The organism is Azospirillum endophyticum (genome assembly GCF_016595245.1).
Classification (GTDB): domain Bacteria; phylum Pseudomonadota; class Alphaproteobacteria; order Azospirillales; family Azospirillaceae; genus Azospirillum; species Azospirillum endophyticum.
Map to the genome: position 1 here is coordinate 19,335 of NZ_JAENHM010000063.1, position 24,427 is coordinate 43,761.

Annotated in this window: 24 protein-coding genes; 8 read left to right on the forward strand and 16 right to left on the reverse strand. The window is 70.2% G+C overall.

Annotated elements, in window-relative coordinates; all coding sequences use genetic code 11:
• Nucleotides 1-19 precede the first annotated feature (19 nt).
• Complete coding sequence (locus JHL17_RS23505; protein WP_425599646.1) at nucleotides 20-991, forward strand: bile acid:sodium symporter family protein; 972 nt, start codon at nucleotides 20-22, stop codon at nucleotides 989-991.
• Between the two features lie 4 nt (nucleotides 992-995).
• On the opposite strand, the gene JHL17_RS23510 is transcribed toward JHL17_RS23505, so the two are convergent.
• Nucleotides 996-2,456 carry a hypothetical protein gene (locus JHL17_RS23510; protein ID WP_200196909.1) on the reverse strand — a complete coding sequence of 487 codons (1,461 nt, stop codon included), beginning with the start codon at nucleotides 2,454-2,456 and terminating at the stop codon, nucleotides 996-998.
• On the reverse strand, nucleotides 2,453-3,559 hold the full coding sequence (locus JHL17_RS23515; protein ID WP_200196911.1) for a hypothetical protein: 1,107 nt from the start codon (nucleotides 3,557-3,559) through the stop codon (nucleotides 2,453-2,455). Before JHL17_RS23515 ends, JHL17_RS23510 begins: the two co-directional genes overlap by 4 nt.
• Nucleotides 3,560-3,976: 417 nt before the next feature.
• On the opposite strand from JHL17_RS23515, the gene JHL17_RS23520 reads away from it, so the two are divergent.
• Nucleotides 3,977-4,381 carry a 6,7-dimethyl-8-ribityllumazine synthase gene (locus JHL17_RS23520; protein WP_200196913.1) on the forward strand — a complete coding sequence of 135 codons (405 nt, stop codon included), beginning with the start codon at nucleotides 3,977-3,979 and terminating at the stop codon, nucleotides 4,379-4,381.
• An 18-nt stretch (nucleotides 4,382-4,399) separates the two neighbouring features.
• Here the strand turns inward: JHL17_RS23520 and JHL17_RS23525 are convergent, their stop codons facing one another.
• Nucleotides 4,400-5,638, reverse strand: a complete 1,239-nt coding sequence (locus tag JHL17_RS23525; RefSeq protein WP_200196914.1) for a benzoate/H(+) symporter BenE family transporter — start codon at nucleotides 5,636-5,638, stop codon at nucleotides 4,400-4,402.
• A gap of 109 nt (nucleotides 5,639-5,747) precedes the next feature.
• On the opposite strand from JHL17_RS23525, the gene JHL17_RS23530 reads away from it, so the two are divergent.
• Complete coding sequence (locus JHL17_RS23530; RefSeq protein WP_200196915.1) at nucleotides 5,748-6,446, forward strand: GntR family transcriptional regulator; 699 nt, start codon at nucleotides 5,748-5,750, stop codon at nucleotides 6,444-6,446.
• Between the two features lie 257 nt (nucleotides 6,447-6,703).
• On the opposite strand, the gene JHL17_RS23535 is transcribed toward JHL17_RS23530, so the two are convergent.
• On the reverse strand, nucleotides 6,704-9,154 hold the full coding sequence (locus JHL17_RS23535; protein WP_200196917.1) for a PAS domain-containing hybrid sensor histidine kinase/response regulator: 2,451 nt from the start codon (nucleotides 9,152-9,154) through the stop codon (nucleotides 6,704-6,706).
• Between the two features lie 165 nt (nucleotides 9,155-9,319).
• Nucleotides 9,320-10,207, reverse strand: a complete 888-nt coding sequence (locus JHL17_RS23540) for a LysR family transcriptional regulator (protein ID WP_200196918.1) — start codon at nucleotides 10,205-10,207, stop codon at nucleotides 9,320-9,322.
• Nucleotides 10,208-10,282: 75 nt separating this feature from the next.
• Here JHL17_RS23540 and JHL17_RS23545 point away from each other — a divergent pair, with 75 nt between their 5' ends.
• Nucleotides 10,283-11,554 carry an MFS transporter gene (locus JHL17_RS23545; RefSeq protein WP_200196919.1) on the forward strand — a complete coding sequence of 424 codons (1,272 nt, stop codon included), beginning with the start codon at nucleotides 10,283-10,285 and terminating at the stop codon, nucleotides 11,552-11,554.
• Nucleotides 11,555-11,559: 5 nt separating this feature from the next.
• Nucleotides 11,560-12,105, forward strand: coding sequence for a GNAT family N-acetyltransferase (locus JHL17_RS23550; protein ID WP_200196921.1), 546 nt, complete (start codon nucleotides 11,560-11,562; stop codon nucleotides 12,103-12,105).
• A 5-nt stretch (nucleotides 12,106-12,110) separates the two neighbouring features.
• On the opposite strand, the gene JHL17_RS23555 is transcribed toward JHL17_RS23550, so the two are convergent.
• The 10 genes from JHL17_RS23555 to JHL17_RS23600 form a co-directional block, all read right to left on the reverse strand.
• Nucleotides 12,111-12,395, reverse strand: coding sequence for a hypothetical protein (locus tag JHL17_RS23555; RefSeq protein ID WP_200196922.1), 285 nt, complete (start codon nucleotides 12,393-12,395; stop codon nucleotides 12,111-12,113).
• 168 nt (nucleotides 12,396-12,563) lie between these two features.
• Nucleotides 12,564-14,123 carry a cytochrome D1 domain-containing protein gene (locus JHL17_RS23560; RefSeq protein ID WP_200196923.1) on the reverse strand — a complete coding sequence of 520 codons (1,560 nt, stop codon included), beginning with the start codon at nucleotides 14,121-14,123 and terminating at the stop codon, nucleotides 12,564-12,566.
• A 39-nt stretch (nucleotides 14,124-14,162) separates the two neighbouring features.
• Entirely contained in the window at nucleotides 14,163-14,681 is a 519-nt protein-coding gene (ahbB, locus tag JHL17_RS23565) for a siroheme decarboxylase subunit beta (RefSeq protein ID WP_200196925.1), read from the reverse strand.
• Entirely contained in the window at nucleotides 14,678-15,142 is a 465-nt protein-coding gene (locus JHL17_RS23570) for an Lrp/AsnC family transcriptional regulator (protein WP_247893767.1), read from the reverse strand. Before JHL17_RS23570 ends, ahbB (JHL17_RS23565) begins: the two co-directional genes overlap by 4 nt.
• Complete coding sequence (gene ahbB, locus JHL17_RS23575; protein WP_200196926.1) at nucleotides 15,142-15,675, reverse strand: siroheme decarboxylase subunit beta; 534 nt, start codon at nucleotides 15,673-15,675, stop codon at nucleotides 15,142-15,144. Before ahbB (JHL17_RS23575) ends, JHL17_RS23570 begins: the two co-directional genes overlap by 1 nt.
• A complete protein-coding gene (locus JHL17_RS23580) occupies nucleotides 15,666-16,133 on the reverse strand; it encodes an AsnC family transcriptional regulator (RefSeq protein ID WP_200196928.1) in 468 nt (155 codons plus the stop codon). The genes ahbB (JHL17_RS23575) and JHL17_RS23580 overlap by 10 nt, the downstream gene beginning before the upstream one ends.
• A gap of 12 nt (nucleotides 16,134-16,145) precedes the next feature.
• Complete coding sequence (locus JHL17_RS23585; protein ID WP_200196929.1) at nucleotides 16,146-17,345, reverse strand: cytochrome D1 domain-containing protein; 1,200 nt, start codon at nucleotides 17,343-17,345, stop codon at nucleotides 16,146-16,148.
• On the reverse strand, nucleotides 17,342-17,833 hold the full coding sequence (locus tag JHL17_RS23590) for a c-type cytochrome (protein ID WP_345773866.1): 492 nt from the start codon (nucleotides 17,831-17,833) through the stop codon (nucleotides 17,342-17,344). The genes JHL17_RS23585 and JHL17_RS23590 overlap by 4 nt, the downstream gene beginning before the upstream one ends.
• Nucleotides 17,826-18,608 carry a uroporphyrinogen-III C-methyltransferase gene (gene cobA, locus JHL17_RS23595; protein WP_200196932.1) on the reverse strand — a complete coding sequence of 261 codons (783 nt, stop codon included), beginning with the start codon at nucleotides 18,606-18,608 and terminating at the stop codon, nucleotides 17,826-17,828. Before cobA ends, JHL17_RS23590 begins: the two co-directional genes overlap by 8 nt.
• A 74-nt stretch (nucleotides 18,609-18,682) precedes the next feature.
• On the reverse strand, nucleotides 18,683-20,323 hold the full coding sequence (locus JHL17_RS23600; RefSeq protein ID WP_200196934.1) for a cytochrome D1 domain-containing protein: 1,641 nt from the start codon (nucleotides 20,321-20,323) through the stop codon (nucleotides 18,683-18,685).
• 221 nt (nucleotides 20,324-20,544) lie between these two features.
• Here JHL17_RS23600 and JHL17_RS23605 point away from each other — a divergent pair, with 221 nt between their 5' ends.
• The 3 genes from JHL17_RS23605 to nirJ are packed head-to-tail and all read left to right on the forward strand — an operon-like array spanning nucleotide 20,545 to nucleotide 23,258.
• Nucleotides 20,545-21,258: a Crp/Fnr family transcriptional regulator gene (locus JHL17_RS23605; protein WP_200196936.1), complete on the forward strand. Its 714-nt coding sequence runs from the start codon at nucleotides 20,545-20,547 to the stop codon at nucleotides 21,256-21,258.
• A gap of 3 nt (nucleotides 21,259-21,261) precedes the next feature.
• Nucleotides 21,262-22,041, forward strand: coding sequence for a cyclic nucleotide-binding domain-containing protein (locus JHL17_RS23610; protein ID WP_200196937.1), 780 nt, complete (start codon nucleotides 21,262-21,264; stop codon nucleotides 22,039-22,041).
• Between the two features lie 56 nt (nucleotides 22,042-22,097).
• Nucleotides 22,098-23,258 carry a heme d1 biosynthesis radical SAM protein NirJ gene (nirJ, locus tag JHL17_RS23615; protein WP_200196939.1) on the forward strand — a complete coding sequence of 387 codons (1,161 nt, stop codon included), beginning with the start codon at nucleotides 22,098-22,100 and terminating at the stop codon, nucleotides 23,256-23,258.
• Nucleotides 23,259-23,265: 7 nt separating this feature from the next.
• Here the strand turns inward: nirJ and JHL17_RS23620 are convergent, their stop codons facing one another.
• Nucleotides 23,266-24,195 (reverse strand): glycosyltransferase, encoded by a 930-nt coding sequence (locus tag JHL17_RS23620; RefSeq protein ID WP_200196940.1) that lies wholly within the window; start codon nucleotides 24,193-24,195, stop codon nucleotides 23,266-23,268.
• Between the last annotated feature and the right edge of the window lie 232 nt (nucleotides 24,196-24,427).

Below are 24,427 nucleotides of genomic sequence, written 5' to 3' on the forward strand. Positions count from 1 at the left end.
CCGCGTGCCGCGACCGAACATGGACGGTTTCACCATGGCCCTGGTGGCGACCGTCGGGTTGGCGACCGTGCTGCCGGTGCAGGGACAACTCGCCGAAGGCGTCCATTGGCTGGCGGAGGCGGCCATCGCGCTGCTGTTCTTCCTGCACGGTGCCCGCCTGCCCCGGGAAGAGGTGGTGGCGGGCTTGGCGCACTGGCGGCTGCACCTGCTGATCTTCAGCCTGACCTTCGTCGCCTTCCCGCTGATCGGCTGGGCGGTGGTGGAGACGCTGCCATCCAGCCTGCTGCCGCCGGCGGTGGCAATCGGGGTGCAGTTCCTCTGCCTGCTGCCCTCCACCGTCCAGTCCTCCATCGCCTTCACCTCGATGGCGCGGGGCAACGTGGCGGCGGCGGTGTGCAGTTCCACCCTGTCCAACATCTCCGGCATCCTGATGACGCCACTGCTGGTGGCGCTGTTCCTGAAGGTGCAGGGCTCGGCACTGTCGCTGGACACGCTGCAGACCATCGCGGCGCAGCTTCTGCTGCCCTTCATCGCCGGCCAGCTCCTGCGGCGCTGGATCGGCGCCTGGGCGGCACGGCACAAGACGATGCTGAAATTCACCGATCGCGGATCGATCCTGCTGGTCGTCTACATCGCCTTCAGCGAGGCGGTGGTGAATGGGCTGTGGCATCAGGTGCCGCCGGCGGCGCTGGGCATGGTGGTGCTGATCGACTGCGCCATCCTGGCGGTCTTCCTGGTCGGCACCACGCTGCTGAGCCGCCGCCTGGGCTTTTCCCGCGCCGACGAGGCGGTGATCGTCTTCTGCGGGTCGAAGAAATCGCTGGTCAGCGGCGTGCCGATGGCCGGCGTCCTCTTCGCCCCCGCCACCGCCGGGCTGGTGCTGCTGCCGGTGATGGTGTTCCACCAGATCCAGCTGATGGTCGGCGCCGTGCTGGCCCGCCGCTACGCCAACGAGGGCCAAGCCAGGGACGCGCTGCCGGCGACCTCCTGAGCCCCTACTCTCCGTCCTCGGCGAACTCTCCCGTCGCGGCCATGATGGCGGTGCGGAGCCGGTCGGCCTTGGCCGGCCCGGCGATCAGCTCCAGCAGGCGCAACGCATAGAACAGATTGATCTCCGCCGTCTCCGCATCGCCGGGGATGCCGGTTGTCTTGGAATACTGCGCCAGCAGGGCGTCGGCACGCGCCGTCAGTCCCCTTTCCATCGACGCCATCGCATCCCGCAACGGCTTTTGCAGGTCCAGCACGTCGGCTAGGCCCTCGCAACGCCGCAGCGCGCGGGCGTGGTCCTCGGCCGCGAGCTGGGCGTTCTCGTTCACCGGCACCGGGCGGCCGCTCACCGCCGGAGCCGGGACGGCGGTCAGGATGCCGTCGGGCGCGCTGTCCAGGACGGCGCCGGCCAGCATGGCCCGCACCGCCGCCGTCACCGACTCCAGCCGTTTGCGATAAAGCGGTTCCGCCACGAAATCCATGACGGCGGAGGTGGTGTTGACGCTGGCGACCAGCCGCTCGGCGATGGCAACGGCGTCCTCCGGAGCGATCGCGGCGGCGGCCCTGCTCTTCCCGCCTCCCTGGCCGCCCCCCTGGCCGCCCCCCTGGCCATCCCCTGGACCGTCCAGACGGGCGGTCCGCTCCTCCAGGTTCGTCACCATCAGCCCGCCGAGCCGGGCGAAGATCGCCGGCTGCTCGCGCCGGGCCTTGCCGAAATCCATGTCGTTCAGTACCGCGAGCAGATCCGCCGGCGTCGCCAGCCGCGAGGCGGCGGCCAGAAGCAGGTGATGGACCGCGCCGGTGGATTGCCGCGCCACCGCCTGGACCGCCTGCTCGATGGCGGCGACATGGTGGTCGTCCAGCGCCGGCAGCGGCTTCGGCGTCAGCGCGTCCTTCAGCGCTTCGACCGTCAGGCCGATCTCCAGGAAGGCGGCGACGTCGAGCACCTGCCGCCGCAGTTCCTCGTCACCTTGCAGCAGCACGACCGCTCCCTGGACCATCTCCTGCGTCGCCTGACGGATCGCTTTCGCCGCCATCGGCCACAACCTGCGCCCGACATTGCGCAACGCGTTGAGGTTGCCGGGCGCCATCTCCTGCACCTGGCGGTCGAGTTGGTCGATCAGCGCCTCGTCGCCGCACTCCGTCACCAGCCGCCATGCCGGGTCGATCACCCGCCGCTCGATACGGCCCGGCGGCACGTCGACGCCACCGACGCTTTCCAGCACATCCTCGAACGGCATGCACAGCACGCGCTTCAACGTCGGCCGCCGGCCGGGGCGCACCTGGATCAGGCGCGGGCGGATGGCGGCGAAGGTCTGGCGCACGTCGGGGTGGTCGCGCACCCGTTCCAGCAGGCGGACCACCTCGATGAACTTGGTCTCGGGAATGTCGAACAGCCGGCTTTCCAGCCCCGGCAGATGGTCGGCCGGGGCTGGCTCGCGACCCGCGTCGTCCGCCTTCCCCGTCATGGCGCAAACGCCTTCACCGACTCGATCCGGCGGATGGCGTCGATGTCCATCCGGCCCATGCGCCAGTCCTCCAGCATGCGGACGGACCGGCGGTGGACCACCTTGACCTGCTTGGCGTCCTCGACGAAGTCCCGACCGGCCTCCCGCCGCGGCAGCAGCGGCAGGATGCGGAACAGGTCGTTGACGGTCGCGGCCTGTTGCTGCCGGTCCTCCCCCTGCGCCACCTCCCACGCACCGGTGATGTGGCTCCAGCCGTCGAGCAGCCACGCCATGCGGGCCGCCTGGCCACGCACGCGGATGAACGCATCGTCCCAGTCGCGCAGCAGCGGACCGATCGCCTCGATCCGGCGGTGGAAATCGCCCAGCACCGTGTCGCCGATGTCGATGCTGTGCTGCGCCACCGCCGCGCAGAATTCCGCGACCGGTCCCGCGTCGCTCGGCACGTCCTGCGCCCAGGCGGTCATGCTGTCCCTGAAGCTCTTGAGGTCGTTCAGCCCGCGCGCCAGCCGGCCGGTCCTGGGCGAACGCGCCAGCCCGACCGGGGCAGCGACCGCGGCGACGTCGGCCAGCCGGGCGTAGAGCAGCGTGGCGTCCATCCTCAGGCTTTCCGCCGCGCGGGTCATCAGCTGCCGGGTCAGCCGCTGCCCCTCGTCAGTGTCGATGCCGGCCTTCAGCATCTCCGGCGATTCCAGCCCGACCGCCTTCAGGATCGCCAGGATCAGCAGGTAATGGGTGAGGGTGCCCTGCTCGTCGTCCTCCTCCAGCACGCGGCGGGCGGCCTGCGCCGCCTGCGGCCCGGCAAGCCCGCGCCGTGCCGCCTTCAGCGTCGCCCGGCGGATCTCGTACGGAGAGCAGGCATCCTCCTTTACGATCAGGTCATGAAGGTAGCGGTCGTGCATGGTCATCGACACCATGTCCGGCACCGCCCTCCAGGCGACGACATAAATGCCCAGCCCCTGGGACAGGCTGGGGATCAGCACCTCGAGCTTCGAGCGGTCGCCGCGGCGCACGCGGGTCTGCGACAGCAGCGGTGTCGTGAAGGCCACCGCGGCCCCGCGCTCCTCGAAGGTCGACGGCGCGTATTCGATCGCACCTTTCAACATGATTGCCGTTCCGGATCAGCTTGATCGTTCTTTTGCGGAGTCGTTCTCGTGCGGCGGCGACGGGTCCGTCGGTCGGACCAGACGCGATCTCCGCAACCCGATCATTACATGGTCACAAGAAAAGCGGCGGCGACCAATTTGTTCTGAATTGTAGCACTCTGCGACGCCCTGTCGCACTTGTTGACAGATCACAGGACAAGCTTGAGCCTATCCATCAGGGTTTCCCTTATCTTGCTTCCGCGATATCTTGGATATGACCGCAATATGGCGCGTATTACGTGCGCAACTTTATAAAGTCGGCAAGAAAGCTCCATGCAGCCGACCCGCTTCACACCTTGCGTGACGCCCCTTGCGCTTTGCGCGGCGACACGACAGTTTGGGCGGACGTCACACCGCCAGATACGGGAGAAGCAGAGGGTGAGCAACATCGGCATCGTGCTCGGACGGTTCCACCGCAAAGAGGTGGAGGAGATGCTGGACGAGGCGCGCACCGTCGCCGCCCGCCGCGGCCTCGGCATCGTGGCGGAGGTCTGGGTCCCCGGTTCGATGGAAAAGCCACTGGCGATCAAGCGCCTGCTGATGCGCGACGATGTCGCCGGCGCGGTGGCGCTCGGCATCATCGAACGCGGCGAGACCGAGCATGGCAACGTCATGGGCCATGCCGTCATCGGCAGCCTGATCGACCTGCAGCTCCAGTTCATGAAGCCGGTCGGCGTCGGCATCCTCGGGCCGGGCATCAACCCGTCGCAGATCCCGCCGCGCATCCGCCCCTACGCCGCCGCGGCGGTGGAGGCCTGCGCCGACCTGATCGAGCAGGGTTGATCCGGACGGAGTCGGCCTTCACGCTCCGGCGGGGCGCCGGCGGTGCAGCAGATGCATCGCCCCGCCGAACAGCAGGCCCCAGAAGGCCGAGCCGATCCCGAGGAGGGACAGTCCCGACGCGGTCACCAGCAGCGTGACCAGGGCCGGAAGACGCTCCTCCTCGACCTGGACGGCGGCCAGCAGCGAGCCGCCGAAGGCGCCGATCAGCGCCAGCCCCGCCACGGCCTCGATCAGGATCGGCGGGGACCGGGAGACCAGCGCCGCGGTGATCGCCGCCAGCGCGGTCAGCAGGATATGGCCGGCGCCGCCGGCGGCGGCGGCCTGCCAGCGCCGCTCCGGCAGCGGATCGGCGTCGGGTCCGGCGCACATGGCCGCGGTGATCGCCGCCAGATTGACCGTCGGCCCTCCGAACGGGGCGCCGAGGGCCGAGGCGAGGCCGGTCGCCAGGAAGACCGGCGGCAGCCGCGGCGTATAGCCGAAGGTCGCCAGCACCGCCAGGCCGGGAATGTTCTGCGACGCCATGGTGACGACGAACAGCGGCAGGGTCAGCCCGACCAGTGCCTCCCAGGTGAAGACCGGCATCACCGGTAACAGCGACGGCCACGGATCGGACGGAAACGCTCCCAGCGGCGGCGGATCCAGCGCCAGCGCCGCCAGTGCCACGGCCACCGCCGCCGGTACGGCATAGAGCCGGGCGGCGCGTCCCACCACCGCCCAGGTCGCCAGAACCAGCAATCCCAGCCCGGGCGCCTGTGCGATCGCCAGGAAGGGCGCAAGGCACAGCTTCAGCAGCAGGCCGGCCAGCATGGCGTTGGCCAGGGGCTTCGGGATCGCCGCGATCCAGCGGCCGAGCGGCGACCACATCCCCGCCGCCATGATCAGCACCGCCACCGTCAGGAAGGCCCCGACCACCGCGGGAAAACCGCCGGCCACCGGACCGGTCGCCGCCAGCAGCGCCATGCCCGGCGTGGTCCAGGCGATGCTGATCGGCCGGCGCTGCCGCCACGCCAGCCAGATCGCCGACATCCCCATGGACAGACCGACCGCGACGAGACCGGAGGCGATCTGCACGGTGTCCGCTCCGACCGCCGAAAGCCCCTGCACCACGACCGCGACCGAACCGGCATAGCCGACCAGCGCCACCAGCAGCCCGGTGGCGAGCGCCGGCACCGACAGGCGCGATCGGAAGGGATGCGACGGGACGACGGTGCGGACCGGCGACCCGGGAGGAGACGGGGTGGGGGATGAGCCGGACATGTCCGGTCCTTTCCGATGCGTGACAGGGGACCGGAAAATCGTTAGATTGGATCCAATATCCGCGCAAGCGGTTTCTTGTCCGCTCCTCCCCTCCCACTTCGGTCGATCCATGCCCCACGTACCGGATGCCCCTTCCCCCGACCTGACGGCGGTGATCGCCCGCAACCGGCCGCGCTTCCGCACCGCGACCGAATTCGTCGAGGCGGCGATGCGCGAGGCGATCCTGGGCGGCGTGCTGCCAGCCGGCGCCCCGTTGCGTCAGGAGGAACTGGCCGCCGCCTTCGGCGTCAGCCGCATGCCGGTGCGCGAGGCCTTGCGCCAGCTGGAGGCGCGTGCCCTGGTGGAATTCCATCCCCATCGCGGGGCGGTGGTCGCGGCGATCTCCGCGGAGGATTCGGCCGACATCGGCACGATCCGCACCGCCCTGGAGCCGGCGGCATTGCGCCTGTCGCTGCCGGGGCTGACGGCGGAAGACTTGGCGCTGGCGGCCGATCTTCTGGCGGAGATGGACGGAGAGCCCGATCCGGGCCGGATGGGGGAGCTGAACCGCCGCTTCCACATGACGCTCTATGCCCGCGCAGGCCGGCCGCGCCTGCTGGCGCTGGTGGAACAGCATCTGGCCGCCGCCGACCGCTATCTGCGCTTCCAGTTCGTGGCGCTCGGCTACCAGTCACGCTCGCAGGACGACCACTACGCGCTGCTCGCCGCCTGCCGGGCCGGCGATGCCGACGCAGCCTGCGCCATCGTGATCGACCATGTGTCGGCGGCCGAAAAGGAGCTGACCGCTTTCCTGAAAAAGCCGGCCTGAAAAAGCCGGCCTGGGACAGACGCTGAAGACCCCCGTGATGCCGGATTCGGAAAGTTCTGACTTTTCGAACCCGGTATCGTCCGCGACTGCGGGCGCGCGCCGCTAGGCGCGAAGCCTGCGTGGCGTATGAACGCAGCGGTCAGAATTTTTCTGACCGCGTATGATAGGACGGCCATGCCTGCGAACGGTGCGGCTTGGATGGTCATGGACGACGATGGGGCCGATATGAGGCCGACCGTGGCGTGCGGCTCACGGAATCACGGCGCCCCCAGCAACTCGCCCAGCGCGTGGCCGAGCTGGCGCGGGGTCACCGGCTTGTGGATGATGCCCAGCCCATGGGCCACGGCGTCGCGCTCGCAGTCGGGACCGGTCTCGCCGGTCAGGATCAGGCCGGGGATCGGAGCGCTGCCGGGATCGTCGTACAGCGCGCGGATGCGGGCGACCGCGTCCGTCCCGTACTGCCCTTCGCGCAGCCGGTAATCGGCGACGATCAGGTCGGGACGCCGGCCGGTGCGGCTCAACCCTTCCACCGCCTTCTGGGCGGACCCGGCGACCAGCACCTGATAACCCCATTCGCGGAAGATCGTCTCCAGCCCCAGCAGCACGATGGCATCGTCGTCCACCACCACGGCGAAGCGGCCACGGCCGGCGGTCGCCGCCTCCGCCGGGGTCGCCGGGACCTCCACGTTCCGGCAGAGCGGCAGGGTGATGACGAAGCTGGTCCCCTGCCCTGGCTTCGACTGGACGTCCACCGGGTGGTTCAGCAGCTGCGACAGCCGCCGCACGATGGCGAGCCCCAGCCCCAGGCCCCGGTTGCGGTCGCGCTCCGGGTTGCCGACCTGGTGGAACTCCTCCCAGATGCGTTCCAGATGGTCGGGCGGGATGCCGATGCCGGTGTCGCGCACCTCGATCAGCAGGCGCCCGCCGCCCCGCCGGCATTCGATGTCGATCCGCCCGCTCTCCGTATAGCGCAGGGCGTTCTCCACCAGATTGCGCACCATGCGGGTCAGCAGCGTGCGGTCGGTGCGGGCGGCGGCGTTGCAGGAGGACATGTGCAGTTCCAGCCCCTTGGCCGCCGCCACCGGCCGGTAGGAGGCCGCGATGTGGTCGAACAGCGGTGCCATCGACACGGTCTCGATGTTCGGCTGGACCACGCCGGCATCGAGGCGCGACATGTCCAGCAGGCTGTCCAGCAGCTCCTTCAGCGCGTCGAGCCCGCGGCCGAGATGCATCAGGGCGTTGGCGCCCTGGCTGCCCTGGACATGCGGCTTCAGCACGTCGACGAACAGCAGCAGCGCCTGCAGGGGCTGGCGTAGGTCGTGGCTGGCGGCGGCCAGGAACTTGCCCTTGGCGAGGTCGGCCGCCTCCGCCGTCTCCTTGGCCTGCAACAGCGCCTGCTGCGCCTGACGGCGGGCGGTGATGTCGCGGAAATAGACCGAAAGACCATCGGTGCTGGGATAGATGCTGGCCTCCACCCAATTGCCCATGGTGGGAGACAGCACCTCGACGGTTATTTCCCGGCCCTCGCGGACCGCCTGCTTCTGCGCCTCCAAGGCCTCGCTGCCCAGTATCTTGGGGAAGGCCTCCCAGAGCCGGCGGCCCAGCAGGGTGTCGCGCGACCGGCCCCAGACCTGTTCGGCCTTGCGGTTGATGTAGCTGAAGCGCCAGTCGTGGTCGACGGCATAGAAGGCGTCGCTGATGCTTTCCAGGATCTTCACCGCCCGCTCGTGCGAGGCGCGGGCCTCCTCCTCCGCCCGCTTGCGCGTGGTGATGTCGCGGAAGAAGCAGCCCACCCCTTCCGGCGTCGGCAGGAACCGGATCTCCAGCCACAGGGTGGTGCCTTCGCCGTCGAAACGCTTTTCGATGGCGGTCGGCTGCCGCTCCGTCATCGTCCGGCGGCACAGCGCCTCCAGGTCCGACCCGGCGAGTTGCGGCCATACCTCCCACAGGCGGCGGCCGCGCACCGCCGACAGCGACTGGCGGTCGAGCTGTTCGGCGCGGCGGTTCTGGTAGATCACGCGGTAATCGCTGTCCAGCGCCACCAGCGCCTCGTCGATGCTGTCCAGGATGTCGGTCGCGCGCCGGCGCACGTCGGCGATGGCCTCCTCCATCCGCCGCTCGTCGGAGCGGTCGTGCAGGATCCACAGGAAGCCGTCCTCGTCGCCCTGCAGCGGCAGGATGGTCAGCGCCCCCCAGACGGCGGACCCGTCGCGACGGCGGAAGCCGCGCTCCTCCTGGATGCGCCCCTCGGCCAGCGCGCGCACCCGAAGCGCGGCGGGAACGCCGGCGGCGGCGTCTTCCGGCGGGAAGAGGATTTCGACCGGCTGCCCCTGCGCCTCCTCCTCGCTCCAGCCCAGGATGCGGGCCGCACCGGGATTCCAGCTGGTCACCCGGCCGTCCGGCGCCAGGGTCAGGATGGCATGGCCGACGGCGCTGTCGAGGATCGCGCGCAGCCGCCTCTCGCTGTCGGCGTGGGCGGCGCGGCTGCGCTCCAGGGCCGTGAAGGCAGTGCGGAGATCCTCGTTCAGCGCGGTGACCGTCAGCAGGTCGTCGCACCCGCTGCAGGCGGTGGACAGCGCCGCCTGCAGCCGGGCGTTTTCCTGCTCCAGCTCCGTCAACCGCGCCAACAGGGTGGTGTTCTGTCGGATTTCCGGCTGGGTATCGGATTTGGCATCGGGTTGGCCATGCCGCTCCCGCCCCTCCCCCATTCGGTTATCGGTAGGCCGGCCGGGGACAGGCTGCTGCTTGGTCATAGGCGCCCAAGAAAAACGAAAGTCTCAGAAAGCAAGAGTGCGCAATGACCAAAGCCTCTGTAAACCTTCCAAAAGCAATATCCCGGACGATTGTGAAGATGTTCAATTTCATCAATGATGCTACCGCATATCGGTGATTGCCTTCACCATCGCGCGCACGCCTGCATCAAGCATTTTGTCACGCCGCAATACCAACCCAAGGGTGCGAATCAATGGTGGCGCCAGAGGCTGGACTGCGAACCGGTCGCAATCCTGCGGACCGCGGACGGTGACCGACGGCAGGATCGACCGGCCGAGTCCGGCGGCGACGAGATTCTTGATCGCCTCCACATTGCCCAGTTCCATCGCCGGGCGCGGCTGTATGCCGCCGGCCATGAACCAGCCGTCGATCACCGCGCGCATGGTGCCGCCGCGCTCGTAGAGGATCAGCGTCGCCTCCGCCAGCGCCGCCGGAGCCACACCGTCCTGCGGTTCCGCTTGCCCGGACAGCGGGCCGACGCAGACGAGTTCCTCGCTGCAGACCGGCTCGATGGACAGGTCGGGACGGCGGGCGGGCAGCGTGACCAGCGCCAGATCCAGCGACCCACCCTCCACCGCATCCAGGATGTCGGGCGTGTTGCCGGTGACGACGATGATCTCCAGCCCCGGATGGGCGGTGCGCAATGCCGTGAGGATCGGCGGCAGCCGGTAGATGCAGGCGGTGGCGCCGGTGCCGATGCGCACGCGCCCGACCTGCCCGGCACGGTGGCGGCCCATGGCGGCGGCGGCGGCATCGACCTCGTCGCGCAGGCGGCGGATGAAGGGCAGCAGGTCGCGGCCTGCCGCGGTCGGCAGCGCACGCTTGCCCACCCGCTCCACCAGCCGCACGCCGAACCTCTCCTCGAGGTTGCGGATCTGCATGCTGACCGCCGGCTGGGTCAGGCCGAGCCGGCCGGCGGCCTCGGTGAAGCCGCCATGCTCGACGACGGTGGCGAAGGTGATGAGCTGGTCGAGGTTGAGGCCGCGCATACCCACAGTCTTCCTTATGATTTCGATCAAATCAATAAATTTGCCTTTTCCTCGGCGGTCCGCGACGGTGAGGCCATGACGACCGACGCCCTCTCCGTCCCTGCCCCCTTCCCCGCCCCCCGGCCGATCTGGCTCGTGCTGCTGTGTGCCAGCCGCTTCGCCGCCTCGCTGTCCTTCATGGTCTATGCCGGCGCACTGGGACCGGCGATGCAGGCCTGGGGCATGTCGGCGGGCGAGGCCGGATCGATCCAGACCGCCTTCAACGTCGGCTACGCCCTGTCGCTGGTGGGATCCTCGTGGTTCGCCGACAGCCTGGGCGCCAAGCGCGTCTTCCTGTGGGCGAGCTGGGCGACGGCCCTGACCGGGATCGCCTTCGCCGTCTTCGCCCGGTCGGCGGAAAGCGGCTTGCTGCTGTTCGCCCTGATGGGGTTGACCCAGGGCGGCACCTACGCCCCCTCCATCATGCTGGTGGCGCAGGGCGTGCCGGCGGCGCGGCGCGGCGCGGCGGTGGGCTGGCTGCTGGCGGCGGGATCGCTCGGCTATTTCGGCTCTATCGCGCTCGCCGCCGGGCTGGCGGAGCGGTTCGGCTACGAGGCCGCCTTCATCGCCTGCGGGCTGGGACCACTGCTGGCGGCGCTGCTCGCCACGCCGGGCCTGCGCGGCCGGGCCAATTTGGTGGCGGCCGGGCCGGCGCGCCGGCTGCGCGGCGCCTTCCGCTTCCTGGCCGACCGCCGGTCCTTCCTGCTGACCGCCGGCTACACCACCCATTGCTGGGAATTGCTGGGCATGTGGGCCTGGCTGCCGGCCTTCCTGACCGCCAGCCTTGCCGGAACCGGAGGGGCCGGAACCGGAGGGGCCGGTTCGGACGGCGCCGGCCTGCGCGGCCTGTGGATCGCCGGGGCCATCCATATCTCGGGCTTTCTGTCGTCGCTGCTGATGGGGCGCGCCTCGGACCGGCTGGGCCGGCGGGCGGTGCTGGTGGCGATGGGGCTGCTGGGTGCGGCGTGCTCCTTCTCCATCGGCTGGATGGACGGGATGCCGCTGGCCCTGGTCCTGGCGGTGGCGGCGCTCTACGGATTTTCCGCGCTGGGCGATTCGCCCGTGCTGTCCACGGCGATGACCGAATCGGTCGAGCCGGGCAGCCTGGGGGCGGCGCTCGCCGTGCGCTCCATCCTCGGCTTCGGCGCCGGCGGCGCCGCACCGTTGGCGGTCGGGCTGATGCTGGACCATGCCGGCGGCAGCGGCGGCTCCGGATGGGGATGGGGCTTCGCGCTTCTCGGCGTCGGCGGCGGGTTGGCGACCGTCTGCGCCCTCCTTCTTCCCGCCGACCGTCCAAACCGGAGCTGACTCCCATGCCCTCCACCACCGGGCCCGCCATCACCGTGCGGGCGTCCGCCGACGCCGACATTCCCGCGATCACCGCCCTCTATGCCCATCATGTCCTGCACGGCACCGCGTCGTTCGAGGAAGTCCCGCCGGACGAGGGGGAAATCGCCCGCCGCCGCGCCGACCTGCTGGCCCGCGGCCTGCCCTATCTGGTGGCGGAGTGCGAGGGGCGGCTGGCCGGCTATGCCTATGCCGGGCTCTACCGGCCGCGCAGCGCCTACCGCTTCACGCTGGAGAACTCCGTCTATGTCGCCGACGGGATGGGCCGGCGCGGCATCGGCCGGGCGCTGATGCTCCCGCTGATCGAGATGTGCGAGGCGGCCGGATACCGCCGGATGATCGCGGCGATCGGCGACAGCGCCAACCACGGCTCGATCGGCCTGCACGGCGCCTGCGGCTTCCGTCCCGTCGGCATCCTGCCGGCGGTCGGCTTCAAGTTCGGCCGCTGGCTGGACGGCGTGCTGATGGAACGCCCGCTCGGCGCGGGGAGCGAGACCCCGCCGGCCGGCTGACCCGCTCAGTCCGCCCCGAGCAATTCATCGTGGCGCGGGCCATCCTGGCGCGGGTTGGGCGCCGTCGCCATCGGCACCGTCCGCGGCAGCTCCATCGACGGCAGTCGCCACTCCACCGGCGCCGCCGCCCCGGGCGTCGGCCGGTATTGGTCCACCACCGCCAGCGAAGTCAGCAGCCCCAGCGCCAGCGCCACCACCAGCAGCCGGCGGTCGACTCCCGCCAGGAAGCCGTTCTTGTCACCGGCGCTCGCGCCGTCGCGACCCCTGTCGTCGCGATCCAGCAGGGCCATGCTCCGTCCTCCCCTTCCGTCGACCTCATCGTCCGGGACCAGCTTGATCGACGCAGCGGATCGCCACAATGCGGCTTTGCCGCAGTCTGCCTTCGGCTGAGGCGAAGGCAGACTGCGGCGAAGGGGCTATGAGGATTGGGAGGGAGCGACAGAGTGCGACCGGCCCGCTCAGTGGCTGGTGCCTTCGGAATAGCGGGTCTTGTTGAAGACGTTGTATTTCCCCACCGGCTTGCGCATGGGCAGGCGCTTGACCTCTTCGAAGCTGGCGGTGTCGTAGACGACCAGGGCGCCGTCGTCCTCCCAGATGCTGACCAGCGCATGGCGGCCGTCGCGGGTGAACTCCACATGCGACGCGGTCTTGCCGGGCGACGGGACCAGCGTCCGGACGATCTCCAGCGTCCGCTTGTCGATGATCTCGATGGTGTCGCGGCGCGGGCTGAGCGAGGCGTCGGTCCAGGCATAGGGCGTCGCCTCGTGGCTGCGCATGAAGAAGCCGGGGCCGAGCGTGTCGATGCGCTTGACCGTCGTCCAGTCCTTCATGTCGATGACGCTGACCGCCGCCCCCTTCAGATGCGGCGTCGCCATCACCCGCCGTCCGTCCAGTATCCAGCTGATGCCGGAGCCCAGATGCGGCATGCCGGGCAGGTCGATTTCGGCGATCTTGCGGCCCACCGTCAGGTTGACCACCTGCCCCTTGCCGCCGTCGCGCGACGCGCCGATCACGTTGGCATAGGACGGGTCGAAGAAGAAATCGTCGAGCGGCTCGTCCAGCTCGATCCGCCGCACCGCGAACAGGCCTTGCTGTGCTCCCACCGCCTCGACCATGCCCTTTTCGTAACTGTGGACGAAGCCGCCATAGGCCGGGCCGGCCTTGTCGTCGGTGGCGATCTCCCAGATCTCCGGCACATCCTTCAGCGCCAGGATGAAGCTCTTGCGCGGCGGGGCGGCATAGACGGCGCTGACCCGCGCGCTGCCCTTCGGTGTGACGACCGGGATGGTCTTCAGCGGCGTGAGATCGCGGGCGTCGAGCAGCACCAGCGTGCGCGGCAGCGTGTTGCCGACGGCGACGAAGCGGCCGTCGGCCGACACCGCGATGTTGCGGGTGTTGATGCCGGCCCGAATCTCCGCCACCGGCACCAGCCCATAGAGGTCGTAGACCGACACCCAGCCGTCGCGCGAGGCGAAATAGGCGAAGCGGCCGTCCGGCGAATACTTGACCCCGCCATGCAGGGCGAAGCGGCTGGGGAAGCGGGCCAGCGGCTCGAAGCTGTCGCCGTCGAGGATGGTGACATGGTGGTCGCCGGCCTCGACCACGGTGAACAGGTTCAGCGGATCGGCCTTGTGCACGGGCCGGGCCGCCAGCGCCGCGGGGGCCGTGTGGATGATGTGGCTGGCCGCCATGTCGGCGTCGGTCCATGCCGGTTCCTGGGCGGGAGGGGCCAGGACATAGGCGGCGAGATCGGCAATCTCCGCCCCGCTCAGCCGGTCGGCGAATCCCGGCATCTGGGTGGCGGGCCGGCCCCCGGCGATCAGCGCGACGGCGTCGGCCGGCTTCATCCGCCCGAGATTGTCGGGCAGCAGCGCCGGGCCGATGGCGCCCAGCCGGTCGCCGCCATGGCAGGCGGCGCAATGCTCGGCGTAGCGGGCGGCGGGGCCCTCCTGCGCCGGAGCCGTTCCCGGCAGCAGGGCGATAAGCGCCGCCATGGCAAGGATGATGCGGGCGTGCATGGGAAATGTCCGGCGAAGGGAGAGTGAGGCGGGAACCGTTCACGCCGACAGGCGCAGGCCGGTCTTCTTGAGGATTCGGGTGCTGTAGAGCACCGCATGGCTGCGGCTGCGCCCGTCGAGCAGGCCGGCCATCGCGCCGATGCGGGCCTCGACCTCGGCGCGGTCCCTGGCATGGACCATGGCGAACAGCGTGTAGGGCCAGTCCGGCGGATGGGCCGGGCGGCGATAGCAATGCGTGACGAAGGGCAGCGCGGCCAGCAGGCGCCCGGCCTCGTCGATGACCGTCTCGGGCACCTCCCAGACGCTCATCCCGTTGGCGGCATAACCCAGCCGGTAATGGTTCGGCACGGCGGCGATGCGGCGGACGATCCCGGCCCGCAGCATCCGCCCGAAGCGGGCGATCACCTCCTCCTCGGCGATGCCGAGCCGGGCGGCCAGCGCGGCGTAGGGCCGCGGCACCAGCGGCAGGCCGGCCTGCGTCTCCACCACCAGCCGGCGGTCGACGGCATCGAGCGTGACCGGATCGGCCGCGACGGTATCGGGTGCGGGATCGGTCATGCCTCGAACCTCAGGTCCAGCGCGTATTCGGCGAGCTTGGGGAAGAGCCGGACGGCGAGGCCGGTCCGCGCCTCGATGGCGGCGGCCACCTCGGCCACCCGCTCCGGCGTCTCGGTGGCGAGCACGAACCACAGGCTGAGCGCATGGTCGCGGGCGTAGTTGTGGGCGACCTCCGGGAAGGCGTTCACCAGCGCCGCCACCGCGTCGAGCCGCTCCGCCGGCACCGCCATGGCGGCGAGCGACAGGCCGCCGCCCATGCGTTCGGCGTTGTAGAGCGGCCCGAAGCGGCTCAGCACCCCGGCCTCGCGCAGCGCGGCGACACGGCCGATCACCATGTCCTCGTCCAGCCCGAATTCCGCCATCGCAGGCTCCGCCGCCACCGCGGCGAAGGGGCGGGAGGTCAGCGGCAGGCCGTCCTGCAAACGGTTGATCAATGCCCGGTCGATGGCGTCCAGTTCCATCACTCCCTCCCGTCCCGGCCATAGCAGGGGGCCGTCTGCTTAAAGCGGCGGACGGTGAACAGCAGCTCGCGCGGCAGGCCGGCCAAGCCGCAGCCGTCCGCCAGCTCCTCCACCAGCGCCCGCACCTCGTCGCGGTTGCGGCCATGGATCATGGTGAAGAGGTTGTAGGGCCAGACCGGCGGGCGGCGCGGGCGGCGGTAGCACAACGACACCCCGCGCCGCCCGCCGAGCGCCGCCCCGACCGCATCCACCCGCTCGTCCGGCACGTCCCACACCACCATGGCGTTGGCGGTGAAGCCGAGTGCGGCGTGATCGACGATGATGCCGAAGCGCGAGGCGGCACCGGTCTCGACCAGATCGCGGATGGCGGCGATCACGCCGGCTTCCGATTGGCCGATGGCCTGTCCGATCGCCAGGAACGGCCGGGCCACCAGGGGCAGCCCGTCGCGCAGCCGGCGCAGCAGCCGGTCATTGTCCCCGGGCGGGCCCGCGGGCCGGACCCGCTCCGCCACCGATGCCCCGTTCACGTCCATAGCGGGAATCCCAGATCCAGGTGATAGCCGCGCTCCAGCGGCAGGTCGAGCACCGGCAGGCCGGTCGCGGCCTCGATCTCCGCCAGCACGGCGCGCACGCGCGCGCCATCGGCGGCGGTGACGACGAACCACAGGTTCAGCCGGTGCTCGCGTTCGTAATTGTGGTTCACCTCCTCGAACCCTCCGACCAGCGCCGCGATGCGGACCATGTCGCCGGGCGGCACCGCCATGGCGGCGAGCGTGCTGGCGCCCACCCGGTGCGGCCGGAAGGCGGCGCCGACACGGGCGACGGCGCCGGCCGCCGTCAGGCGGCGCAGCCGGTCGAGGATGTCGGCCGGCGTGCTGCCGAGCCGGGCGGCCAGTTCGGCAAAGGGGCGCGGAATCAGGGGGAAGCCGCGCTGGAACTCGTCGAGCAGGCGGCGGTCGGTCGGATCGCTCGAATCTCGGATGCTGTCCATGCCGGTCCCCCGTCAAAAGCCGATACGGTTGGCGCGCGCGGTGAAGAAGATGCCGCTCGGCTTGTCCGCCGGCAGGGCGGCGACCTCGGCGAAGCTGGCGGTGTCGTAGACGCGCACGCGGTCCTGGTCGCGTACCGACACCCAGACCTGTTCGCCGCGCGGCGTGAATTCCAGGTGCAGCACCCCCGGCCCCGGCTCCAGCGTCCTGACCACGGCGGCGGCCGGCACGTCGATCACCTGGACGAAGCCGTTGTCGGGCAACGCGAAGTTGACCCAGACCTGCCGCCCGTCCGGCCGCGCCATGACGAAGACCGGCTGCCCCTTCACCGGGATGCGGGCGATCTCGGTCCAGCTCGCGCCGTCGACCACCAGCACCTCGTGGCGGCCGACGGCCGGCAGGTAGAGCTTGCCCCCGGCCTGGGCCCAGCCGCGCAGGTGCGGCATCTTGTAGACCGGCAGCGGCTGCTCGCCGCGGCCGTAGCCGTCGAGGATGCGGCGCACCCCGGCGTCCGGGTTCCACAAGTCGAGCAGGGCGAGCCCGTCCTCGCCGAACAGGCCGGCGATGTAATGGCGGCCGTCCGGCGTCACCAGCCCGTCATAGGGCTGCCGCCCGATCCCGGTGTATTTGCGCAAGCCCGGCCGCGCCGGGTCCGACAGGTCGGCGACCCAGATCTCGCCGGCGTCGTACAGCGTGAAGACGAAGCGGTTGCCCGGGGCGTCGGCCAGCCCGACCACCTTCGACCGCGCGCTTCCGTCGCCGTAGGTCGCCGGAATGTCGGCCACCAGATCCAGCGTCGCGGCGTCGAACACCTTCACCCCGCCCGGCTCGTAATTCTGCACGGCGACCAGCCGCCCGTCCTGGGAGATGGCGCCGCCGATGCTGTTGCCGGCCTGCTCCACCCGCTTGACGACCGTCGCGGTCAGCAGGTCGAGCTTGCTCAGCCCGCCGTCGCGGCCGAAGACGTAGGCATAGCGCCCGTCGCGCGAGAAGACGGCGGCGGCATGCGACAGATCGCCCAGCCCCGCGATCTCGGCGAGGCGCCGGCGGCCGCTGTTCTCCACCAGCAGGACGCGGCCGACGGCGCGCTCGATGACGATGCCGAGATCGCCGGTTCCCCGCAGCGCGGTCTCGGCGGCGGCGGGAAGGCCGGACAGCGCCAGCCAGGCGGCGACGGCGGCCCAGCGGAGGACGGTCGGACGGAATGGGGTCATCGGTCGAGTCCTCCAGCCAGGCGCTTGACGATCCAGAGCGCCTCGTCATCGGAAAGCAGGCCGCGCCAGGGCGGCATCGGCGTGCCGGGAATGCCGTCCAGCACCACGGCGGCCAGCGCCTCCGCCGACTTGCCGGCCAGATCGTCCGGGAGCAGCGGCCGGCCGAGCCCGCCTTTCAGCGTCATGCCGTGGCAGGACCCGCAATCCTGCCGGACCAGGCTCGTCAGCTCCGCCTGACGGGACGCGGGGATTTCGCCCGCGCCTGCACCAGTGGCGAAGCCAAGACTCAGGAGAACTGCAAGGGTCCGCCGTCCCTTGCCCCGCTCTCCCGCCGACATCCCCCTCTCCCCCCCGGGGAGAGGGTCGGGGTGAGGGGGATGCATTGTGTGGATTCTCGGGGAAAGGCCGCAGTGTACCCCCCTCACCCTAACCCTCTCCCCGGGGGGGAGAGGGGAGCCGACTCTCTTCCCACTTCCCCGCTCAGCCATGGCGCACCGCCCGGGAAAATCCCGCCGCCGGCTCCGGAGCCCAGGCAAGCTGGGGGGCGAGCGACACGACGCGGCCGATGATGGTCAGGCAGGGCGCCGGCGGCGCCAGCGCCGCCACCCGTTCCGGCAGGTCGCCCAGCGTTCCCAGGCAGGCGATCTGGTCGGCCGAGGTACCGCGCGACACCACGGCGGCGGGGGTGTCCGCCGGCAGCCCGGCCGCCACCAGCCGGCTGCGGATCTCGGCGAGGTTCAGCAGCGCCATGTAGAAGACGAGCGTGGTGTCCGGATCGGCGAGGCTCGCCCAGTTCAGCGACAGCTCGGCATCCTCGCGGCAATGGCCGGTGACGAAGCGGACGCCGGTGGCGAGCCCGCGATGGGTCAGCGGGATGCCGGCATAGGCGCCGCAGCCGCAGGCGGCGGTAACGCCGGGGACGATCTCGAAGGGAATGCCGTGGGCGGCGACGGCCAGCGCCTCCTCGCTGCCGCGCCCGAAGACATAGGGATCGCCGCCCTTCAGGCGGAGGACCCGGCGGCCGGCCAACCCCAGCCGGACCAGCAGGGCGTTGATCTCCTCCTGCGACAGGGTGTGGCGGCGCGGCGCCTTGCCGACGAAGATGCGCTCGGCATGGCGCGGGACCAGTCCGAGGATCCGCTCGCCGACCAGCCGGTCGTAGACCACGGTCTCGGCGGCCTCGATCAGGCGCAGCGCCTTCACCGTCAGCAGATCCGGGTCGCCGGGACCGGCCCCCACCAGATAAACCCGTCCGACTGCCATGGCGCCCTCGATCGTCAGGAATGGAATGGGAAAGGCGGGCGGCGGCATGCCGCCGCCCGTCGCGGCCGATGGCGTCAGTAGATGTCCATTTTGGTGTTGTAGACGTTGAACTTGCCGGTCGGCGTGATCAGGCGCGGGTCCTTGATCACCTGCTTGAGCTTGCGGGTCTTGTCGTCGACCACGACGATGGCCGATTCCTGCTCCTTGCCGTTCCAGACCGAGAACCAGACCTCGCCGCCGTCCTTGTCGTATTCGCCCTGCACGACGCGGTGTGCGCCGCCCTTGACGCCGGACCATTCGACGATCGGCAGCACTTCGAAGCCCTTGCCGAGGTCGCGGGTGTCGAACACCGCCACCGAGGAGTGGATCGCCTCGTCCGGGTTCAGCGGCGTGTCGACCCAGAGATTGTTGGATTTCGGGTGGGTCTTGATGAAGAGGGAGCCGCCGCCCTGGCCGTCGATGGTGCCGACCACCTTCCAGGCGAACTCCTTGTGCTTCTCCGGATCGGTGCCGATCAGCGAGATCTTCTCGTCGCCGAGATGGCTGGTCGCCCACACCGGGCCGAATTTCGGGTGCACGAAGTTGGCGCCGCGGCCGGGATGCGGCGTGGCGCCCTGGGTGTCCACCAGGGCGGCCAGCTTGTCCTCCTTGGTGTCGACCACGGCGATCTTGTTGCGGGCGTTGGCGGCGACCAGGAAATAGCGGCCGGTGCTGTCGAACCCGCCGTCGTGCAGGAAGCGTTCGGCCGGGATGGTGGTGACCTTCAGGTTGGTGATGTCCTGGTAGTTCACCATCAGGATCTGGCCGGTCTCCTTGACGTTGACGACGAATTCCGGATTGAAGTGCGACGCCACGATCGAGGCGACGCGCGGTTCCGGATGGTATTCCTGGGTGTCGACCGTCATGCCGCGGGTGGAGACGATGTTTTTCGGCTCCAGCGTGTCGCCGTCCATGATGACGTATTGCGGCGGCCAATAGGCGCCGGCGATGGCGTATTTGTCCTCGAAGCCCTTGAACTTGGAGGTCTCGACCGAGCGCGCCTCCAGGCCGATCTTGAGTTCGGCGACCTTGGTCGGCTCCGCTGCCCACAGGTCGGTCAGGTCGATGCGCCCGTCGCGGCCGATGGTGAAGAGATAGCGTCCCGACGCCGACATGCGCGAGATGTGCACGGCATAGCCGGTCGGGATCACCTTGACGATCTTCTTGGACTTGCCGTCGATCAGCGCCACCTCGCCGGTGTCGCGCAGCGTCACCGCGAAGAGGTTGTCGAGGTCCAGCGTGTTCATCTGCTTCTTCGGCCGCTGGTCGACCGGCACATGCACCTTCCAGCTCGCCCGCATCTCCTTCATGCCCCATTCGGGCGGCTGCGGCGGCTCCTGCATGACGTAGCGCGCCATCAGGTCGACCTGCTGCTCGGTCAGCTCGCCCGAGGTACCCCAGTTCGGCATGCCGGCGGGAGAGCCGTAGGTGATGAAGGCTTTCAGCGAGTCCAGGCCACGGTCGCGCGTGATGTCGGTGGTCAGCGGCTTGCCGGTGGCTCCCTTGCGCAGCACGCCGTGACAGCCGGCGCAGCGCTGGAAATAGATTTCCTTGGCCTGCTCGAACTCCTCCTTGGTCATCGGCGGCGCGGCCTCCTCGGCGGCCGCCGGCCTGCCCCCCGGCATCGCCAGCACCAACCCGACTGCGGCCGTGAACAACAACGCCTTGCGCTTCATGTGGTTTCCCCCTCTCAAGCTTTGCGGTGTGAGCCTTCGGTGTGCCGGCAGTCTTGGCGCCGCTTCCGTGCACAATCCTTGACTTTGGTTAGCTGGCTCTTTTTCCCGCAGCCCGATCCTTCACGATGGAGGGGCCGGACGACTTGACGGCGGTCAAGCCGCCGCGGCGACGAAGCCCCTATCGTCGGCCATCGATACCGGCAGGCAAGCGAGGTGCCGATATGGACAGCGCGCTCGCGCGGAGCATCGCCGACAGCCCCGTGCTCGGGCAGCTGTCGGAAGCCGACCGCACGCATCTTCTGACCTACAGCGCCGAACGGACCTTCGCCCAGGGCAGCGCCCTGTTCCTGCGCGGCCAGCCGGCGACCGCCTTCTACCTCGTGCTGAGCGGCACCGTCGGACTGACCACGGCCGGGGACGGCACCTGTTCGAACGTCCTCGACATCGTCGGGCCGGGCCATCTGGTCGGCGAGGAGGCGGTGCTCGATTGCGGCCGGCACGCGACGAGCGCCTATGCCCTGCTGCCGGTGACCGCCGTCGCCATCCAGGCCGAGCCGTTCTTCGCCCATCTCCAGGACCGGTTCGAGGTGGTGCAGGCGATGATGGCCGGGGCCGCGGCACGGCTGCGCGGCCTGATCCATGAGATCACCGAGCTGAAGCTGCAATCCACCACCCGGCGGCTCGCCGGCTATCTGGTCCGGCTGGCGGGCGGGCAGCGCGGCCGGGTGCACATCGTCCTGCCCTGCGAAAAGCAGTTCCTGGCGGAACGGCTGGGGATGAAGCCGGAAAGCCTGTCGCGCGCCTTCGCGAAACTGCGCGCGCAGGGCGTGCATTCCGGCCGGCTGGACGATGTCGACATCGACGACATGGAGGTCCTGCGCCGCTTCTGGCAGTCCGACACAGAGTCCGGCACCGATCCTTCGTGGGAAGACTGAACCATGTCTTGCGTGCTCGCCCGCCTTTGCACCGATCCCGGCGGCGCCCGCGGGGTCGAACCGGCCCGCCCGCCCGTCCGATGCCGCGGCCGCCTGTGCCGCCGCGGCATCGACCTGCCGGCCATCCGCAGCCTGCCGCTGTTCGAGAGCCTGGAGCCGGCCGTCATCTGCCGTCTTCTGGGGAACGCCCCGGCGGAGTCCCACCCGCGCAACAGCCTGCTGTTCCAGGCCGGCGATCAGGCAGACGCCTTCTTCATCGTGCTGAGCGGCCGGGTGAAGCTGTTCGCGCTGACCGAGGGCGGCCGCGAGAGCATCGTCGAGACCGTCGAGCCGGTGTCCAGCTTCGCGGAGGCCGCCATCTTCGCCGGGGTCTACCCCATCGCCGCCGAGGTGGTGGAAAGGGCGGAGCTGCTGCGCGTCGGCGCGCGCGGCTTCCTCGCCGGCCTGCGCGCCAACCCGGCCGTCGCCTGCCGCATGCTGGGCTCGCTGCTGCGCTGGGAACGGCGGCTCGCCGGGGAGATGCGCCGGCTGCGCAGCCGCAGCCCGATGGAGCGGGTGGCGGAACTCCTCGTCTCGCTGACCCCGCAGGCGAGCGGCGAGACGGTGATCGTCCTTCCCATGAAGAAGCTGGTCATCGCCAGCCGCCTCGGCATGGAGCCGGAATCCCTGTCCCGCGTGCTGGGGCGCCTGCGCGAGTTCGGCGTGCACACCCAGGGCCGCACCGTGCGCGTCGAGGATGTCGCCCGCCTGCATGCGCTCTGCGCCCCGCCGCCGGGCGCCTGACCTCCCACCGCCCCTCCTCCCCTCGCCCCGCCATCGCCATCGCAAGGCCCCGTCCGATGTTCCGTCTCAGCCAGTTCATGCGCATGCTCACCGCTCCTGCTTCGGCGCAGCCGACGAAAAATCCGCCGCCGCCGGGGGGCGGTCCGGTGGTGATCTGGAACCTCGTGCGGCGCTGCAATCTGTCCTGCCTGCACTGCTATTCCTTCTCGGCCGACCACGACTTCCCCGGCGAGCTGTCCACCGCCGAGGCGTTCCGCGTCCTCGACGACCTCAAGGCGGCGGGCGTGTCGGTGCTGATCCTGTCGGGCGGCGAGCCGCTGATGCGACCCGACCTGTTCGACATCACGCGGCGGGCCAAGGCGCTGGGCTTCTATGTCGGGCTGTCGAGCAACGGGACGCTGATCGACCGGACGCGGGTCGCGGCCATCGCCGCCGCCGGCTACGACTATGTCGGCGTCAGCCTGGACGGGCTGGCCCCGACGCATGACCGCTTCCGCCGCCGTGCCGGCGCCTTCGACGAGGCGCTGCAGGGCATCCGCCTGTGCCGGGATGCCGGTCTGCGGGTCGGGCTGCGCCTGACGCTGACCGAGCAGACCGCGGCCGACCTGCCGGCGCTCCTCGCCCTGATGGCGGAGGAGCGGATCGACAAGTTCTACCTGTCGCACCTGAACTATGCCGGGCGGGGCAACGCCCACCGGCGCATGGACGCGATGAAGGAGACCACGCGCGTCGCCATGGGGCGGCTGTTCGAAACGGCGCTGGCCGACGCACGGGCCGGGCGCCCGCGGGAGATCGTGACCGGCAACAACGATGCCGACGGCGCCTTCCTGCTGATGTGGGCGGCGGAGCGTTTTCCCGACCGCCGCGCCGCGCTGGAGCGGCGGCTGGTCCGCTGGGGCGGCAACGCGTCGGGGGTCGGCATCGCCAACATCGACACCCAGGGCGACGTCCATCCCGACACCATGTGGGGGCACCACACGCTGGGCAACATCCGCGCTCGCCGCTTCGCCGACATCTGGAACGACCGGTCCGATCCCATCCTGGCCGGGTTGAAGCAGCGCCCGCGTCCGGTTGGCGGACGCTGCGCCGGCTGCCGCTTCCTGGCGATCTGCAACGGCAACACCCGCGTGCGCGCCGAAAAGCTGACCGGCGATCCCTGGGCCGAGGATCCGGGCTGCTATCTGACCGCGGCGGAAATCGGGACTCCCGCCGGGTGACTCCGTCCTAAACCGCTTCCGTCACCCGCTCCACCGCCGGCACGGCCCAGGCCGGATAGCGCAGGCTCAGCTGGTGGGTACGGTCCTGCATGTCCAGCACCGGGCGCAGCACCGACGGGTCGGCGCGCATGGCGTCCTCGCCGGCCATGTGGACGATGCCCAGCCGGCGGTTGGGCAGGTAGTATTCCACCAGTTCCCGCCGTTCGGGATCGAAGCGCCAGGGGCCGATGTAGTTGCACCATTCCGGCAGAAGCTCGACCGGCAGCCCGTCCAGGTAGATGGCGCCGGCCATCGCCAGCTGGTCGGAGGTGAACAGCCGGCCCTTGCGCAGCACCCGCTTCTGCCAGCGCTGGAAGGCTTCCCAATGGGGCGCGTCGGACTTCAGGGCATAGGCGCCGGCATTCAGCGTCGGGCGGGTCGCCAGCGCCCGGCATTCCGCCGTGGTCAGCCCGGCGCGGCTGGAGTTCTTGTACAGGATGGAGCGCACCCGCGCGAAGCCGCCGAACAGCCAGTTCAGCCGCAGCTCGGTCTCCGAGAAGCGGCCGAACTGGGCGACGATGGCGAAGCGGTTCAGCGCCGCCCCCCGCCGCAGCATCTCCACCGCCTCCCAATCCTGCACCCAGGCGTCGGCGTCGATCCAGATCACCGTGTCGTAGCCGGGGAAGTAGCTCGGCAGGTGCAGCTTGGCGAGATTGGCCTTCAGGTGGATGCGGTTTCGCAGCCTGTGCGCCGGGATGCTGACCGGCCAGGGCGGTGCCACCACCGTGGCGCCCTGCGCTTCCAGTTCCGCGGTCTGCTCGGTGGTCAGGCCGGCGTCGATCACGCCGATGGGGCAGTCCGCCGCCGGCTTCAGCGCCCGCAGCGACGCGATCAACTCGCGGATCAGCGGACAGTAGCGGGAGTCGCCGCCGGTGACGACGATGAAGGAACCCAGCATGAGTGATCCGGTAGGCCGTAGACGCACGATGATGAGGGTGGGCAACCTGCCTGGATAATCCTTCGGCGTCAATCGATGTCCGGTCGGGATTGCCACGCATTGGAAGGGGGGCCGCGGATCCCCATCCGATCGTCGTACCTCCTGGTTTTCCCCGTCCAGCCTATCCGGAAGTCAGGGGTTGCCTGACGGTCGTTCGGGTGAAACCTTCGACCGGGTGGCTTGTTGCAATCCC

Bases quoted from the DNA above. Each gene is read 5' to 3' on its own strand.
- ahbB (WP_200196926.1), bottom strand. From the start codon at position 15,675: ATGGACGTGAACGGGGCATCGGTGGCGGAGCGGGTCCGGCCCGCGGGC.
- JHL17_RS23540 (WP_200196918.1), bottom strand. From the start codon at position 10,207: ATGCGCGGCCTCAACCTCGACCAGCTCATCACCTTCGCCACCGTCGTC.
- JHL17_RS23585 (WP_200196929.1), bottom strand. From the start codon at position 17,345: ATGACCCCATTCCGTCCGACCGTCCTCCGCTGGGCCGCCGTCGCCGCC.
- JHL17_RS23530 (WP_200196915.1), top strand. From the start codon at position 5,748: ATGCCCCACGTACCGGATGCCCCTTCCCCCGACCTGACGGCGGTGATC.
- JHL17_RS23600 (WP_200196934.1), bottom strand. From the start codon at position 20,323: ATGAAGCGCAAGGCGTTGTTGTTCACGGCCGCAGTCGGGTTGGTGCTG.
- JHL17_RS23570 (WP_247893767.1), bottom strand. From the start codon at position 15,142: ATGGAACTGGACGCCATCGACCGGGCATTGATCAACCGTTTGCAGGAC.
- JHL17_RS23605 (WP_200196936.1), top strand. From the start codon at position 20,545: ATGGACAGCGCGCTCGCGCGGAGCATCGCCGACAGCCCCGTGCTCGGG.
- JHL17_RS23550 (WP_200196921.1), top strand. From the start codon at position 11,560: ATGCCCTCCACCACCGGGCCCGCCATCACCGTGCGGGCGTCCGCCGAC.
- JHL17_RS23620 (WP_200196940.1), bottom strand. From the start codon at position 24,195: ATGCTGGGTTCCTTCATCGTCGTCACCGGCGGCGACTCCCGCTACTGT.
- JHL17_RS23525 (WP_200196914.1), bottom strand. From the start codon at position 5,638: ATGTCCGGCTCATCCCCCACCCCGTCTCCTCCCGGGTCGCCGGTCCGC.
- JHL17_RS23535 (WP_200196917.1), bottom strand. From the start codon at position 9,154: ATGGGGGAGGGGCGGGAGCGGCATGGCCAACCCGATGCCAAATCCGAT.
- JHL17_RS23555 (WP_200196922.1), bottom strand. From the start codon at position 12,395: ATGGCCCTGCTGGATCGCGACGACAGGGGTCGCGACGGCGCGAGCGCC.
- JHL17_RS23610 (WP_200196937.1), top strand. From the start codon at position 21,262: ATGTCTTGCGTGCTCGCCCGCCTTTGCACCGATCCCGGCGGCGCCCGC.
- JHL17_RS23580 (WP_200196928.1), bottom strand. From the start codon at position 16,133: ATGGACAGCATCCGAGATTCGAGCGATCCGACCGACCGCCGCCTGCTC.
- JHL17_RS23545 (WP_200196919.1), top strand. From the start codon at position 10,283: ATGACGACCGACGCCCTCTCCGTCCCTGCCCCCTTCCCCGCCCCCCGG.
- JHL17_RS23590 (WP_345773866.1), bottom strand. From the start codon at position 17,833: ATGGCTGAGCGGGGAAGTGGGAAGAGAGTCGGCTCCCCTCTCCCCCCC.
- nirJ (WP_200196939.1), top strand. From the start codon at position 22,098: ATGTTCCGTCTCAGCCAGTTCATGCGCATGCTCACCGCTCCTGCTTCG.
- JHL17_RS23505 (WP_425599646.1), top strand. From the start codon at position 20: ATGGACGGTTTCACCATGGCCCTGGTGGCGACCGTCGGGTTGGCGACC.
- ahbB (WP_200196925.1), bottom strand. From the start codon at position 14,681: ATGACCGATCCCGCACCCGATACCGTCGCGGCCGATCCGGTCACGCTC.
- JHL17_RS23515 (WP_200196911.1), bottom strand. From the start codon at position 3,559: ATGTTGAAAGGTGCGATCGAATACGCGCCGTCGACCTTCGAGGAGCGC.
- cobA (WP_200196932.1), bottom strand. From the start codon at position 18,608: ATGGCAGTCGGACGGGTTTATCTGGTGGGGGCCGGTCCCGGCGACCCG.
- JHL17_RS23560 (WP_200196923.1), bottom strand. From the start codon at position 14,123: ATGCACGCCCGCATCATCCTTGCCATGGCGGCGCTTATCGCCCTGCTG.
- JHL17_RS23510 (WP_200196909.1), bottom strand. From the start codon at position 2,456: ATGACGGGGAAGGCGGACGACGCGGGTCGCGAGCCAGCCCCGGCCGAC.